The sequence below is a fragment of the Agromyces sp. GXS1127 genome (assembly GCF_050565425.1).
In the GTDB taxonomy this organism is placed as follows: Bacteria; Actinomycetota; Actinomycetes; order Actinomycetales; family Microbacteriaceae; genus Agromyces.
The window spans coordinates 483,338-497,322 of sequence record NZ_JBOCIG010000002.1 but is presented as its reverse complement, the minus strand read 5'-3'; the positions used below and the strand labels follow the sequence as shown (position 1 = coordinate 497,322).

Below are 13,985 nucleotides of genomic sequence, written 5' to 3'. Positions count from 1 at the left end.
TGGAGCGCATGGCCCAGACCGTGACGCCCCCGCGCGGCATGCGCGACTTCCTGCCCGCCGAGAAGGCCCGCCGCGAGCACGCGCTCTCGGTGATCCGCGGGGTGTACGCGACGCACGGGTTCGACGAGATCGAGACGCCCGTCATGGAGGACTCCTCGCGGCTGCACGCCGGCCTCGGCGGCGACAACGAGAAGCTCGCGTTCGCGGTGATGAAGCGCGGCATCACGCCCGACGACCTCGCGGCGGCCGCGGCATCCGGCGACGCCCTCTCGCTCGCCGACCTCGGCCTGCGCTACGACCTGACCGTGCCGCTCGCCCGGTTCTACGCCACGCACCGCGCCGCGCTGCCGCCGGTGTTCCGCGCCATCCAGATCGCGCCGGTGTGGCGTGCCGAGCGCCCGCAGAAGGGCCGCTACCGGCAGTTCGTGCAGTGCGACATCGACATCATCGGCGAGGCCGGACCGCTCGCCGAGCTCGAGCTGCTCAGCGCGACCGTCGCGACGCTCGACGCGCTCGGCCTCGAGGGGTGCCGCATCCGGCTGAACGACCGACGGATCCTCGCCGGCATCCTCGGCTCGTGGGGCGTGCCCGAGGAACTGCGCGAGCGCGCGCTGATCACGATCGACAAGCTCGACAAGATCGGACCCGACGGTGTCGCCGCCGAGCTCGCCACGCTCGGCATCGACCGGGCGGGCGTGGCCGACGAATTGCGGCAGCTCGCGGGTGCCGACTGGTCGATCGCCGGCGACGCGTCCACCGTCCCGCCGCCCGCGTGGCTCGACATCGAGGCGTTCCGCGACCTCGTCTCGCTGCGCGACGCCGTGCCCGGCGCGGGGGTCGACTTCGACCCGACGCTCGTGCGCGGCATGGGCTACTACACGGGCACGATCTTCGAGATCGCGCACCCCGACCACGGCTACTCGCTCGGCGGCGGCGGGCGCTACGACCACATGATCGGCCGCTTCCTCGGCCAGGAGGTCCCCGCGTGCGGGTTCTCGATCGGGTTCGAGCGCATCGTCGACCTGCTGGCCGTGCGCGACGAGGGCCGCCCGCGCTCGGTGGTGCTGGTGCACGATCGCGACGTCGCGCCCGGCGAACTGCTCGCGCTCAAGCACGAGCTCGTGGCATCCGGAACGCGAGTGCGCTTCGAGCGACGCGTGAAGAACCTGCGCGGACTGCTCGAGCGCGTCACCGCCGACGGCTTCGACGCCTGGGCGCCCGTAACGGCCGAGACGACGGATGCCGCGTCGCTGGAGTTCCGCGACCTCGCCGCGTAGCCCGCAGCCGTCCGCGGCATCCGGCATCGCGCTCGGTGGATCGAGACGTCGCAGATGGCGATGCTGACTCGCCATCCGCGACTCCTCGATTCGAGGCCGGTCGGGCGACGTCGACGCCCCGAGAAGCGCTGTTCGGCGAGAAGTCGCAGGTGCAGGGTGCGGGCCGCCGTCTGCGACGTCTCGATTCCGGACCTGCGCGTGCTGTGGACGGAGAACGCGCGCAACCGCGGGCTCGGGCACAGTAGGCGGATGACCCGACCCGCGCCGTTCGCGCCGCACCTCGTCGGCTCCGCCTTCCTGGTGCGCGACCGCGAGTTCCACGCGTCGACGCGAAGCCGACTTCGAGCCGCCGACGTGCAGCGACCGTTCACCGCGGTTCGTTCGCTCGGGCTCGACCTCGACGACATCGTGGATCGCTGCCGTGCGTACGAACCACTGCTCCGCACCGGGGAGGCGTTCAGTCACGAGACGGCCGCCGCCCTCTTCCGGCTGCCGCTTCCGCGAACGCCGGAACTCATCCACGTGCTCGCCCCGACCGGGTCGGTGCGTGCGCGCGGGCGCGGCGTGGCGGGCCACGTGGCATCCGTCGCCCCACCCGTCGTCGCCCGCGAGGGCCTGACGGTCGTCGCTGCCGCCGTGGTGTGGTGCCAACTCGCTGCATCGCTCGCCCGTGACGACCTGGTCGCGCTCGGCGACGCGATCGTCACCCCGCGGCGACGGGGAGAGGTCCGCGGCTCGGCCCTGGCGAGCCTGCGTGAGCTTCGCGCGGCCGCGCGCGCGTGGGGGTCGCGTCGCGGCGCGCGGCTGATCGCCGAGGCGCTGCCGCTCATCCGCGTCGGCGCCGAATCGCGCCGCGAGTCGCACCTTCGGCTCGTCTTCGTCGACGAGGGGCTGCCCGAGCCGACCCCGAACCCGGGCGTCACCTTGGCCGCTGACACGGTCGTGCACCCCGATCTCGCCGATCTCGAACGCCGGATCGCCTTCGAGTACCTCGGCGACATCCATCGCACCGATCGGAGGCGATGGCAGGCCGACCTGCGTCGGCGACGCGCTCTCGCGGCAGCCGGATGGCGGGTCGTCGAGGTGACGGCCGACGACCTCGGGTCCAAGCGCGCGGCGTTCGTCGCGCAGCTCCGCGGGTTGCTGCGAGGCGCCGCCTGACCTCAGGGCGCTGAGGCGTCGGTCGGGCCCAGCTGGCTGCCGTCGTTCTCGGGTGAGGGTCGTCACCGAGAAGTCGCGAATGCAGGGTGGGTATCGCCATCCGCGACCTTTCGATCCCCGACGCGTCCAGCCCCGCTCATCGCGGACAGCGCACCCACCGAGAAGTCGCGGATGCCGATACCGACTCGTCATCAGCGACGTCTCGCGCTGCGCGGATTGCACGGCGCAACGCGCGCGCCGCCAACGACCGCAGCCGCCGACATACGCGAGCGGCCCTCGGAACCGGGGTCCTAGACTGTCGTGCGGGCAACGACGGAGTCGTCCACGCACATCCCCATCACAGAGGAGTTCACTGTGGCATTCATCGAAGCTGTCGGCGCACGGGAGATCCTGGATTCGCGCGGCAACCCCACCGTCGAGGTCGAGGTCCTCCTCGACGACGGGACCGTCTCGCGGGCCGCGGTGCCCTCGGGTGCGTCGACCGGCGCGTTCGAGGCGTACGAGCTGCGCGACGGCGAGGCCGACCGCTACCTCGGCAAGGGCGTGCAGAAGGCCGTCGACGCCGTGCTCGACGAGCTCGGCCCGGCCATCGAAGACCTGGATGCCGCCGACCAGCGCGTCATCGACGCCGCCCTCATCGAGGCCGACGGCACCGACAACAAGGGCCGCCTCGGCGCGAACGCGATCCTCGGCGTGAGCCTCGCCGTCGCCAAGGCCGCAGCCGACTCGGCCGACCTGCCCCTCTTCCGCTACCTCGGCGGCCCGAACGCCCACGTGCTGCCCGTGCCGATGATGAACATCATCAACGGCGGCGCGCACGCCGACACCGGCGTCGACATCCAGGAGTTCATGGTGCTGCCGCTCGGCGCGCCGACCTACTCCGAGGGACTCCGCTGGGGCGTCGAGACCTACCACGCGCTGAAGAGCCTGCTGAAGTCGAAGGGGCTCTCGACGGGCCTCGGCGACGAGGGCGGCTTCGCGCCCGACCTCGCGAACAACCGCGCGGCCCTCGACCTGATCGCCGAGGCGATCGGCAAGGCCGGCTTCACGCTCGGCACCGACATCGCGCTGGGCCTGGATGTCGCGTCGACCGAGTTCTTCGAGAACGGTGTGTACCGCTTCGAGGGCCAGGACCGCACCGCCGCCGAGATGAGCGCGTACTACGCCGAGCTCGCCGCCGCGTACCCGCTCGTCTCGATCGAGGACCCGCTGGCTGAGGACGACTGGGAGGGCTGGGCGACGCTCACGACCGAGCTCGGCGGCAAGCTGCAGCTCGTCGGCGACGACCTGTTCGTCACCAACCCGTCGCGTCTGGCGGACGGCATCGCGAAGCACGCGGGCAACTCGATCCTGGTGAAGGTCAACCAGATCGGCACGCTCACCGAGACGCTCGACGCGGTCAAGCTCGCGCAGCGCGCCGGCTACACCGCGGTGCTCTCGCACCGCTCGGGCGAGACCGAGGACACGACGATCGCCGACCTCGCCGTCGCGACCGACTGCGGCCAGATCAAGACGGGCGCGCCCGCCCGGTCCGAGCGCGTGGCCAAGTACAATCAGCTTCTGAGGATCGAAGAGGAGCTCGGCGAGGCCGCGGAGTACGCGGGCCGCTCGGCATTCCCGCGCTTCACGGCGTGATGCGCGTCTGAGACGAGACGACGGGGGTGGCCGGTGGCCGCCCCCGTCGGTCGTTCCGGCGAGGTGAGGAGGACGATGAACGCGGCACGTCGTCCCTCGCGCCCGCCGAGCGGCGAGCGCGCGCCCGGCGGGAATCGCCCGGCGGCGCGGAGGCACTCGACCGGCGCGAAGCGCCCGCCGCGCCAGTCGATCCGCCAGGTCGCCGAGACGTGGCTCGCCGGCATCCGCTTCTCGGGGTTCTCGATCATCATGATGGGCGTCCTCGTCCTCGCCGTGGTCGTCCTCGCGCCGAGCATCGCGGCCTACGCGAACCAACGGCAGCAGATCGCCGAGCTCAAGGCCGACGTCGCCCGGCAGGAGGCCGAGGTCGAGCGCCTGAAGGAGGAGCGCGAGCGCTGGAACGACGAGACGTTCATCGTCACCCAGGCCCGCGACCGCCTCTACTACGTCCTGCCGGGCGAGGTGAGCTACCTCGTCATCGACGACCGCGACCCGGCGACGGTGACGACGGCCGACCGGGCCGTCTCGGCCGAGGTGACCGAGTCGCGCGGCGACTGGATGCAGACCATGCTGCGATCGGTCATGACGGCCGGGCTCGCGCCCAGTGCAACGGATGCCGCCGATCCGGCGTCCGGCGACGACGAGGCCGAACCGTCCGAACCGCCCGCCGACGAGGAGGACCGATGACCCGCCCGCCGTTCGAACCCGTCACCGAACGCGACCTGCGGATCGTCTCGGTGCAGCTCGGCCGCCCGGCGCGCGACGTCGTGGGCATCGCTGCGCGCTGCGTGTGCGGCGCGCCCACGGTCGTGTCCACGAGGCCCCGTCTCTCCGACGGCACGCCGTTCCCGACGTTCTACTACCTCACGCACCCGGTCGCGACGGCCGCGATGTCGTTCCTCGAGGCGGCGCAGCTCATGGTCGAGTTCACCGAGCTGCTCGCCGCCGATGCCGGGCTCCGGGACTCCTACCGCGCCGCGCACGAGCAGTACCTCGCCGACCGCGAGATGTTCGGCGTCGTCGAGGAGATCGCGGGCGTCTCGGCGGGCGGCATGCCGACCCGCGTGAAGTGCCTCCACGCGCTCGCGGGCCACGCGCTCGCCGCGGGCCCCGGGGTGAACCCGATCGGCGACCTCGCGCTCGAGCGTTCGACGTGGTCGCCCGACGTCTGCCGTTGCCCGGACTACGGCGTGGACGACGTCGAGGAGGGTCCGACCGCGTGAGCGCCGCGACCACCGGCCGCGCTCGGCGATCCACCGGGCGACCGCTGCAGCGCGCGCGGCGGCGCGGCTGGTGGCGCGCGGGCGTCGGCGCCCTGGTCGCGGGCGTGCTCGCGCTCTCGGGTGCGGCGCCGGCGCAGGCCGACACCGTCCGCGACCTCGAGTACTGGTTGACCGACTACGGCTTCACCCAGGCGTGGACCACGTCGCGCGGCGACGGCGTCAAGGTCGCGATCATCGACACCGGCGTGAACGGCGAGGTCGCCGAGCTGCAGGGCGTCGTGGTCGGGGGCACGGATGTCTCGGGCATCGGCTCTCCCGACGGCCAGACGCCCGTCGGCGAGGAGGAGGAGCACGGCACGATGGTCGCCTCGCTCCTGGCCGGCCGGGGCACGGGCGAGGGCAACGGGGTGATCGGGGTGGCGCCGGACGCGGACCTGCTCACGGCGTCCGTCGCGTTCGGGCTCGAGACGGGTGCCGACAAGACGAACGACGAGCAGATCGCCGAGGCGGTGGTCTGGGCGGTCGACAACGGAGCCGACGTCATCAACATGTCGCTCACGCGGAACACGCCCGACTGGCCGGAGAGCTGGGACGACGCCTTCCTCTACGCCTTCGAGCACGACGTCGTGGTGGTCGCCGCCGCAGGCAATCGCGGTTCGGGCACCACGCAGGTCGGCGCGCCGGCGACCATCCCGGGCGTGCTCGCCGTCGCGGGCGTCGACCGCGAGCAGAACGCGAGCTTCGACGCGAGCTCGCAGGGGATCACGATCGCCGTCGCGGCACCGAGCGAGGACCTCGTGGGCGTGCTTCCCGACGGCAGCCACGTCGTCTGGTCGGGGACCAGCGCGGCCGCACCGCTCGTCTCCGGGCTCGTCGCGCTCGTGCGCGCCGAGTATCCCGAGCTGGATGCCGCGAACGTCATCAACCGCGTCATCCGCACCGCCGACCCGAAGGGCGAGGAGGTGCCCGGCCCGCTGTACGGGTACGGCATCATCGATCCGGTCGCGGCGCTCACGGCCGAGGTCGAGGCGGTCGAGCAGAACCCGCTCGGCAGCCTCGAGGAGTGGATCCGGGTGCACCGTCGTGCCGACGTGCCCTCCCAGGAGGGCTCGGAGAGCGCCGACGAGCAGGAGATCGTGCCGATCGCGGACCCGCCGGCGCCGCGCGCCGACAGTGCGAAGACCCTCCTGCCGACGCCGTGGACGCTGTCCTATATCACGGTGCCGCTCTCGCTGGTCGCCGGATTTGGTACGCTAGCAGCGCTGTTGGGCATCGGCGCCACTCGGCATATCAGGCGTTCCGCGCGATCCGACGCGTAGGAATCGCAGTCAGCACAGATCCAAGGAGTCCATTCACCGTGCCCAAGATTCTGATCGTCGGTGGCGGCTATGCGGGGTTCTACACGGCGTGGAAGCTCGAGAAGTGGCTGCGTCCGGGCGAGGCCGAGGTGACGGTCGTCGACCCGCTGCCCTACATGACGTACCAGCCCTTCCTCCCCGAGGTCGCCGCGGGCTCGATCGAGGCCCGCCACTCGGTGGTGGCGCACCGTCGGCACCTGAAGAAGACCAACGTGATCACCGCCAAGGTGACCGGGATCGACCACGCCTCGAAGACGGCGACCATCACGCCCGAGGTCGGCGAGCCGTGGCAGTTCGAGTACGACGTCGTCGTGGTGACCGGCGGTGCCGTGTCGCGCACCTTCCCGATCCCGGGCGTCGCCGACCAGGCCTTCGGTCTCAAGACCGTCGAGGAGGCCGTCGCGATCCGCGACCGCCTGCTGACGAACTTCGACAAGGCCGCCAACCTCCCCGCGGGCCCCGAGCGCGACCGCCTGCTGACGGTCGTCGTCGTCGGCGGCGGCTTCGCCGGCATCGAGGTGTTCGCCGAGCTGCGGTCGTTCGCGAGCGCGCTGCTCGAGTTCTACCCGCAGCTCTCGTTCGACGACACGCACTTCCACCTCATCGAGGCGATGGGCCGCATCATGCCCGAGGTGTCGCTCCCCACGAGCCACTGGGTCATCAAGCACCTCGCCCAGCGTGGCGCCGAGATCCACCTCGACACGCAGCTCACGAGCGCCGTCGACGGCCGGATCGAGCTCTCGACGGGTGAGACCTTCGAGACCGACCTGATCGTGTGGACCGCGGGCGTCATGGCGAACCCGGCGATCGTGCGCACGAGCGACCTGCCCGTCGAGGAGCGCGGCCGGATCACCGCGCGCGCCGACCTCCGCGTGGGCGACGAGGACGACATCGTGCCCGACGCGTGGGCGGCCGGCGACATCGCAGCCGTGCCCGACCTGTCGGGCGGCGGCGTGGGCGGGTACTGCGTGCCGAATGCACAGCACGCCGTCCGCCAGGGCAAGCTCCTCGCGAAGAACATCGTCGCGGTGCTCCGCGGCGAGGAGCCGAAGGAGTACTTCCACAAGAACCTCGGCGCGGTCGCGGGTCTGGGCGTCGGCTCGGGCGCGTTCCAGTCGGGCAAGATCGCGATCACGGGCCTGCTCGCCTGGTTCGCGCACCGCGGGTACCACGGCCTCGCAATGCCCACGTGGGAGCGCAAGCTCCGCGTGTTCTGGGGCTGGTGGAACAACTTCTGGCTCGGCCGCGACATCGTCTCGCTGCAGGCAATCCAGAACCCGCGCGCCGAGTTCGAGCGCTTCGCCGCCCGCCCGAAGCCCGCGGGCGAGGTTTCGGCTCCGCCCGCGCCGGCCAAGGCCGAGGCGAAGAAGCCCGTCGCGAAGTCGGCGAAGCCGGCCGAGAAGGCGATCGCCGCCAAGTAGGGCGTTCTATGCTGTGACGCGGTGCCGGCCCCCGGGTCGGCACCGCGCTCCCGTAGCCCAATCGGCAGAGGCAGGCGACTTAAACTCGCCTCAGTCTGGGTTCGAATCCCAGCGGGAGCACCGGTTGCGAGCGCGCTGCCCGAGCACCGGGATCGTGCTGTTGATCACGCTCTGGGAGCACTGGGCCGCCACCGGTCAGGTCATGCGGTCGAGGCGGCGCAGGATGAGCCCCTCGCGCAGCGCCCACGGCGAGACCTCCAGCGTCTTGGCCTTGAACGCGCGCATCGTCTCGGAGAGGACGATCGCGCCGGCGACGATCTGGAAGGTGCGGTCCTCGGTGATCCCGGGCAGGGCGGGTCGGGCGTCTGCCGGGATCCGGGCGAGGCGGGGGATCCAGTCGTCGAGGTGCGAGAGCTTCAGGATGCTGCGCTCCTCCGAACCGACGCCCTCCTCGGTGCTCCCCGCGAGCTTGGCGAGCGACCGGATGGTCTTCGACGAGCCCACCACGTGATCGGATTCGGGGATGCCGCCGAACTCCTCGACGGTCGCCTCGAGCAGTTCCCGCGCGTGCTCGCGGAGCCGCCTGACCTGCTTCTCGGTCGGCGGGTCGTCGGGCAGGAAGCGGATCGTCGACCGACCGGCGCCGAGCGGCACCGAGCTCGCGACCTCCGGGACCTCGTCCCCGCCGTGCGCGATCTCGAGCGAGCCGCCGCCGATGTCGAAGAGGAGCACGCGCCCGGCCGACCAGCCGTACCAGCGACGCACGGCCAGGAACGTGATCCGCGCCTCGTCGGCACCGCTCAGCACGTCGAGGCGGATGCCGGCGGCCTCCTCGGCGCGCTGCAGCACCTCGGCGCCGTTCGCGGCCTCGCGGATGGCGGACGTGGCGAAGGCGAGCATCTCGTCGATGCCCGACTCGCGCGCGACCTCCGCGGCCTCGGTCACGGCCGTGAGGATCGCGTCGACGCCCTCCGTGCTGATGGCGCCGTCGTCGTCGAGGTAGCGCATGAGCCGCAGCACCGACTTGTTCGAGGCGGCCGGGATGGGCCGTGCGCCGGGATGGGCGTCGACGACGAGCAGGTGCACGGTGTTGGAACCGACGTCGAGAACCCCGAGGCGCATGGTGCGAGCGTAGTGCGTGCTGGCGCCCCGCGCGCGCGGCGTGCATACTGGGTCGGACTGGGACGACTGTCCCAGTCCGTGCTCGTGCGACGGGCATCGAGTCGGACGACGAGGTCGACCCAGAGGTCGGAGGAGCAGCGTGTCCCGCATGCCAGCCGCCGAGCGCCGTCCGGCGCTCATCGAGGCGGGGTTGCGCGTCATCGCGCGCGAGGGCATCGCCGGCGCCTCGACCCGCGCGATCGTCGCCGAGGCGGGCATGTCGCTCGCGAGCTTCCACTACGCTTTCGAGTCGCGCGACGCGTTCCTCGACGAGCTGATCTCGACCGTCGTGGCACGCGAGACGGAGGCCGTGCTCCCGCTGCCCGACGTCGACGGCGACCTGCGGCAGGTCATCGAGGCGGCGTTCCTCAGGTACCTCGACCACCTCCGCGCCGACCCCGAACACGAACAGGCCATGCTCGAGCTCACGCAGTACGCGCTGCGCGCGCCGGAGCGGCATCCGGTCGCCGTCGCGCAGTATCGGCGGTATGCCGATCTCGCCGAGCGGGCGCTCGGCTCGGCCGCGGAACGCGCCGGCGTCACGTGGCGCGCGCCCGTCTCGGAGGTGGCCGGCGTGCTCGTGGCGTTCACGGACGGCATCACCCTGACCTGGCTCGTCCATCGGGACGACGCCACCGCGCTCGCGACCGCGCGCGCGGCCGCCGACGCCCTCGCGAGAATGGCGGACCCCGAGTGACCCGGCCCCACCACGACGCAGCGCTCACGCCTCCGACCCCGCCGGCGGGCGACGCCGACCCGACGGGGCCGACCGGAGCCTTCGCCGAGCCCACCCGCCCGGTGCGCGCCGGCTGGATGGCCGCCTTCGCGGCCGCCTGGCTCGGCATCTGGATGGCGCAGCTCACGCCCGTGCAGCTGCTCCTGCCCGCCCAGATCGATGCGGAGCTGCATCCGGACGACTGGATCGAGAGCGTCGTCGCGTTCGGCGCAGTGTCGGGCGTCGCCGCGCTGTTCGTGATCGTCGCCTACCCGCTCACGGGGGCGCTCTCCGACCGCACCACGTCGCGGTTCGGCCGGCGTCGGCCGTGGATCGCCGCCGGCGCGGTGCTGTTCGCGGTCTCGCTCGTGGTCCTCGGCGCCCAGCACGAGCTGTGGGCGATCGGCCTGGCCTGGATCGGGGCGACGGTCGGGTTCTGCGTGATGACCGCAGCACTCACGGCGACGATCTCCGACCAGGTGCCCGTCGCCCAGCGCGGGGTCGTGTCGGGCTGGATGTCGGCACCCCAGGCGGTCGGCATCATCCTCGGCCTGGTGCTCGTGACGATGGTGTTCACCGGGCAGGCGACCGGGTACGCGGTCGTGGCGGTCGCGCTGCTTCTGCTCGCGGTGCCGTTCCTGTTCAGGTCAGACGCGGCGCTCGGGGCCGGTGAGCGGGCGCGCGTGACCGCGCGCGGGATCGTCGCGAGCCTGTGGATCAGCCCGCGCGAGCACCCCGACTTCGGATGGACCCTGCTGAGCCGCGTGCTCGTCTCGATCGGCAACGCGCTCGGAACGAGCCTGCTGCTCTACTTCCTGATGTTCGGCCTCGGCGACGCGAACGCCGAGGAGGACCTCCTCGTCCTCACGCTGGTCTACATGGTCTTCGTGATCGTCGCGTCGCTCGCGTTCGGCCGGCTCTCCGACGCGCTCGGGCGCCGCCGGATCTTCGTGCTGCTCGCGGCGGCCCTCCAGGGCGTCGCGGCACTGCTGCTCGCGGTCTTCCCCGACCTCGCCGTCGCGATGGTCGCGGCGGGTCTGCTCGGCCTCGCCTACGGATGCTTCCTCTCGGTCGACCAGGCGCTCGCGACCCAGGTGCTGCCCGACCCCGCCGCCCGCGGCAAGGACCTCGGCATCATGAACATCGCAACCGCCGTGCCGCAGTCGCTCGGGCCCCTCCTTGGCGCCTTCGCGGTCGCCGCCACCGGCTCGTTCACCCTCGTGTTCGTGCTCGGCGCGGCGTTCGCGTTCGCGGGGGCGTTCGCCGTCTCGCGGGTCCGGAGCGTCCGGTGACGGGCCCGCTCGACCTCCGCGCGGCGGCTGCGACGGCCGGGCCATCGGCGACGACGGGCGAATCGTCGGCGCGACCCGCCGCGATCGGACGCCCGTGGCTCGAGCCGTCGGTGCACTGGCCGGAGCTGACCGAGGCGACCCGGCACCTCGACGCGCCGGTCGGCGCGCTGCACCTCGGCGCGCTGCGCTGGAACGCGCACGAGATGGTGCGGCGCGCCGCCGGCACGCCGATCCGCGTCGCGACGAAGTCGATCCGCGTCCGCGCGGTGATCGAGGCGCTGCTGGCGCTGCCGGGCTACCGGGGCGTGCTCGCCTACACCCTCGCCGAGGCGATCTGGCTGGCCGGGCGGATGCCGTCGCTCGACGACCTCGTCGTGGGCTACCCGACCGCCGAGACGGCCGGCATCCGTCGGCTCGCGACCGACGGCGACCTCGCGCGCCGCATCACGCTCATGGTCGACTCGCCCGCGCAGCTGGACCTCGTCGACGCGGTCCTGCCGCCCGCCGAGCGCGAGGAGATCCGGGTCTGCCTCGAGCTCGACGCGTCGTGGCACGCTCCCGTGCTCGGCCACCTCGGGGTGCGACGGTCTCCTGTGCACGACCCGGACGACGCCGGCGCGCTCGCCGCGTACATCGCAGAGCGCCCGGGCTTCCGCCTGGTCGGCGTGATGGCGTACGAGGCGCAGGTCGCCGGCGTCGTGAACGCGCCGCGCGGTCGTCCGGTCGACGGCGCGGTGAACCGGTGGATGCAGTCGCGGTCCATGCCCGAGCTCGTCGAGCGGCGCGCGCGGGCGGTCGCCGCCGTCCGCCGCCACGCCGACCTCGAGTTCGTCAACGGCGGCGGCACCGGGTCGCTCGAGGCCACGGCGGCGGACCCGTCGGTGACCGAGCTCGGTGCCGGCTCCGGCATCCTGGCCGGGCATCTGTTCGACGGGTACCTCCACTTCACGCCCGCGCCCGCCGCCGCCTTCGCACTGGACGTCGTGCGGTCGCCGAGCGCTCGGCACGCGACGATCCTCGGGGGAGGGTGGATCGCGTCGGGTCCCCCGGCCGTCGACCGGCTTCCGCAGGTGGTCTGGCCGGAGGGACTGCGGATGCTGCCGCGCGAGGCCGCGGGCGAGGTGCAGACCCCCGTGACCGGCCGGCCCGCGGCGCGGCTCCGCGCGGGCGACCGGATCTGGTTGCGGCACACGAAGTCCGGCGAGCTCGCCGAGCACCTGAACGAGTTCGCCGTCGTCGACGGCGACGAGGTCGTCGGCACCGTGCCGACCTACCGAGGAGAAGGGATGGCGTTCCTGTGACGGCGAGCGGGGCGGTCTGGCGCAATTGGGGACGGACCGAATCCGTCCGTCCGAACCGGGTCGAGCGACCGGGGGACGCCGGCGCGGTCCAGCGCGCGGTGCTCGCCGCCGCGGCATCCGGTCGTCGCATCAAGCCGGTGGGCTCGGGACACAGCTTCTCGGGCATCGCCGTCGCGCCCGACATCCAGCTCGACCTCGCCGACCTTTCCGGCGTGATCGAGGCGGATGCCGCGACCGGCCGGGTCACGGTCGGCGCCGGCACCCCGCTCCACCGGCTCCCGCGCCTGCTCGAGCCGCACGGCCTGGCGATGGCGAACCTGGGCGACATCGACCGCCAGACGATCTCGGGCGCGACGTCCACCGGCACGCACGGCACCGGGATCGGCTTCGGCGGGCTCGCGACGCAGATCGTCGGCGCGCGCCTCGTGACCGGCGTCGGCGAGCTGCTGACCGTGAGCACCACCGAGCGGCCCGAACTGCTCCCCGCAGTGCGGGTCGGCCTCGGAGCGCTCGGCGTGATCACCGAGCTGACCCTGCAGCTGGTGCCCCGCTTCGTCCTGCACGCCGTCGAACGCACCGAACCGCTCGACGCGGTGCTCGACGAGTGGATGCCGCGGGTGCGCGCCCACGACCACTTCGAGTTCTACTGGTTCCCGCACACGTCGACCGCACTCACGAAGACGAACACGCGCCTGCCGGGTGACGCGCACCGCACGCCGCTCGGCCGGACCGAGCGCTGGCTCTCCGACGAGCTGCTCGCCAACGGCGTGTACCGCGCGATGTGCGCGCTCGGGCGTGTGGCCCCGGCGGCCACGCCGCCCCTCTCGCGGCTCGTCGAGCGGTTCACGGGGAACCGCGAGTTCAGCGACCTGTCGCCGAACGTCTTCACGACGAACCGGTCGGTGCGGTTCCGCGAGATGGAGTACGCGATCCCGCTGGCCGCGGTGCCCGAGGCGTTCCGCGCCATCCGGTCGCTCATCGCCGAACGCGGATGGCGCATCAGCTTCCCGATCGAGGTGCGGGCCGCGGCATCCGACGAGAACTGGCTGTCGACGGCGCACGGGCGCGAGACCGGGTACATCGCGGTGCACCGCTACGTCCGCGAGGACCCGACCGAGTACTTCGCGGCGGTCGAGGAGATCATGCACTCCTTCGAGGGCCGGCCGCACTGGGGCAAGATGCACACGCAGACGGCCGAGACGCTGCGCGGCCGGTATCCCCGCTTCGACGACTTCCTCGCCGTGCGGGACCGGCTCGACCCCGAGCGGCGTTTCGCCAACCCCTACCTCGATCGCGTCCTCGGCGGCCGGGAGGGGCGAGGCGATCGCGCGGAGCTCAGGGAGTTCGACGACGCAGCGTGATCGAACCGAGCACGATCGCCGATCGTGCGGGGTGGAGGACTCGACCACGAGGCCGAGCCGACGCCCGGAGGCCCGCCTCC

The 13,985-nt window shown here is 72.6% G+C and carries 12 protein-coding genes and 1 tRNA gene; 12 read left to right on the top strand and 1 reads right to left on the bottom strand.

The features are described 5' to 3' along the window. Positions 1 to 8 precede the first annotated feature (8 nt). The 8 genes from hisS to ACQ393_RS05220 all read left to right on the top strand — a co-directional run bounded on the left by hisS (position 9) and on the right by ACQ393_RS05220 (position 8,195). Positions 9 to 1,277 (top strand): histidine--tRNA ligase, encoded by a 1,269-nt coding sequence (gene hisS / locus ACQ393_RS05255; protein ID WP_430645751.1) that lies wholly within the window; start codon positions 9 to 11, stop codon positions 1,275 to 1,277. Between the two features lie 249 nt (positions 1,278 to 1,526). Further along, the gene (locus ACQ393_RS05250) at positions 1,527 to 2,438 is read left to right on the top strand and encodes a hypothetical protein (protein WP_430645750.1); all 912 of its coding nucleotides are present in this window, start codon (positions 1,527 to 1,529) and stop codon (positions 2,436 to 2,438) included. A gap of 354 nt (positions 2,439 to 2,792) precedes the next feature. After that, entirely contained in the window at positions 2,793 to 4,073 is a 1,281-nt protein-coding gene (gene eno, locus ACQ393_RS05245; RefSeq protein ID WP_430645749.1) for a phosphopyruvate hydratase, read from the top strand. Between the two features lie 75 nt (positions 4,074 to 4,148). Beyond that, positions 4,149 to 4,760 (top strand): FtsB family cell division protein, encoded by a 612-nt coding sequence (locus tag ACQ393_RS05240; protein WP_430645748.1) that lies wholly within the window; start codon positions 4,149 to 4,151, stop codon positions 4,758 to 4,760. Further along, positions 4,757 to 5,296, top strand: a complete 540-nt coding sequence (locus tag ACQ393_RS05235) for a DUF501 domain-containing protein (protein WP_430645747.1) — start codon at positions 4,757 to 4,759, stop codon at positions 5,294 to 5,296. The genes ACQ393_RS05240 and ACQ393_RS05235 overlap by 4 nt, the downstream gene beginning before the upstream one ends. Continuing rightward, entirely contained in the window at positions 5,293 to 6,615 is a 1,323-nt protein-coding gene (locus ACQ393_RS05230; RefSeq protein ID WP_430645746.1) for a S8 family serine peptidase, read from the top strand. Before ACQ393_RS05235 ends, ACQ393_RS05230 begins: the two co-directional genes overlap by 4 nt. Before the next feature lie 38 nt (positions 6,616 to 6,653). Continuing rightward, positions 6,654 to 8,075, top strand: a complete 1,422-nt coding sequence (locus ACQ393_RS05225) for an NAD(P)/FAD-dependent oxidoreductase (protein WP_430645745.1) — start codon at positions 6,654 to 6,656, stop codon at positions 8,073 to 8,075. A gap of 46 nt (positions 8,076 to 8,121) precedes the next feature. After that, a tRNA-Leu gene (locus ACQ393_RS05220) sits at positions 8,122 to 8,195 on the top strand. Between the two features lie 75 nt (positions 8,196 to 8,270). Here the strand turns inward: ACQ393_RS05220 and ACQ393_RS05215 are convergent. Then, positions 8,271 to 9,197 carry a Ppx/GppA phosphatase family protein gene (locus ACQ393_RS05215; protein ID WP_430645744.1) on the bottom strand — a complete coding sequence of 309 codons (927 nt, stop codon included), beginning with the start codon at positions 9,195 to 9,197 and terminating at the stop codon, positions 8,271 to 8,273. A gap of 148 nt (positions 9,198 to 9,345) precedes the next feature. On the opposite strand from ACQ393_RS05215, the gene ACQ393_RS05210 reads away from it, so the two are divergent. The 4 genes from ACQ393_RS05210 (at position 9,346) to ACQ393_RS05195 (ending at position 13,905) form a co-directional block, all read left to right on the top strand. Next, on the top strand, positions 9,346 to 9,933 hold the full coding sequence (locus tag ACQ393_RS05210) for a TetR/AcrR family transcriptional regulator (RefSeq protein ID WP_430645821.1): 588 nt from the start codon (positions 9,346 to 9,348) through the stop codon (positions 9,931 to 9,933). Further along, positions 9,930 to 11,243, top strand: a complete 1,314-nt coding sequence (locus ACQ393_RS05205) for an MFS transporter (RefSeq protein ID WP_430645743.1) — start codon at positions 9,930 to 9,932, stop codon at positions 11,241 to 11,243. Before ACQ393_RS05210 ends, ACQ393_RS05205 begins: the two co-directional genes overlap by 4 nt. Positions 11,244 to 11,326: 83 nt before the next feature. After that, a complete protein-coding gene (locus tag ACQ393_RS05200) occupies positions 11,327 to 12,544 on the top strand; it encodes an alanine racemase (protein ID WP_430645820.1) in 1,218 nt (405 codons plus the stop codon). After that, positions 12,541 to 13,905, top strand: a complete 1,365-nt coding sequence (locus ACQ393_RS05195) for a D-arabinono-1,4-lactone oxidase (RefSeq protein ID WP_430645742.1) — start codon at positions 12,541 to 12,543, stop codon at positions 13,903 to 13,905. The genes ACQ393_RS05200 and ACQ393_RS05195 overlap by 4 nt, the downstream gene beginning before the upstream one ends. Positions 13,906 to 13,985: the final 80 nt, after the last annotated feature.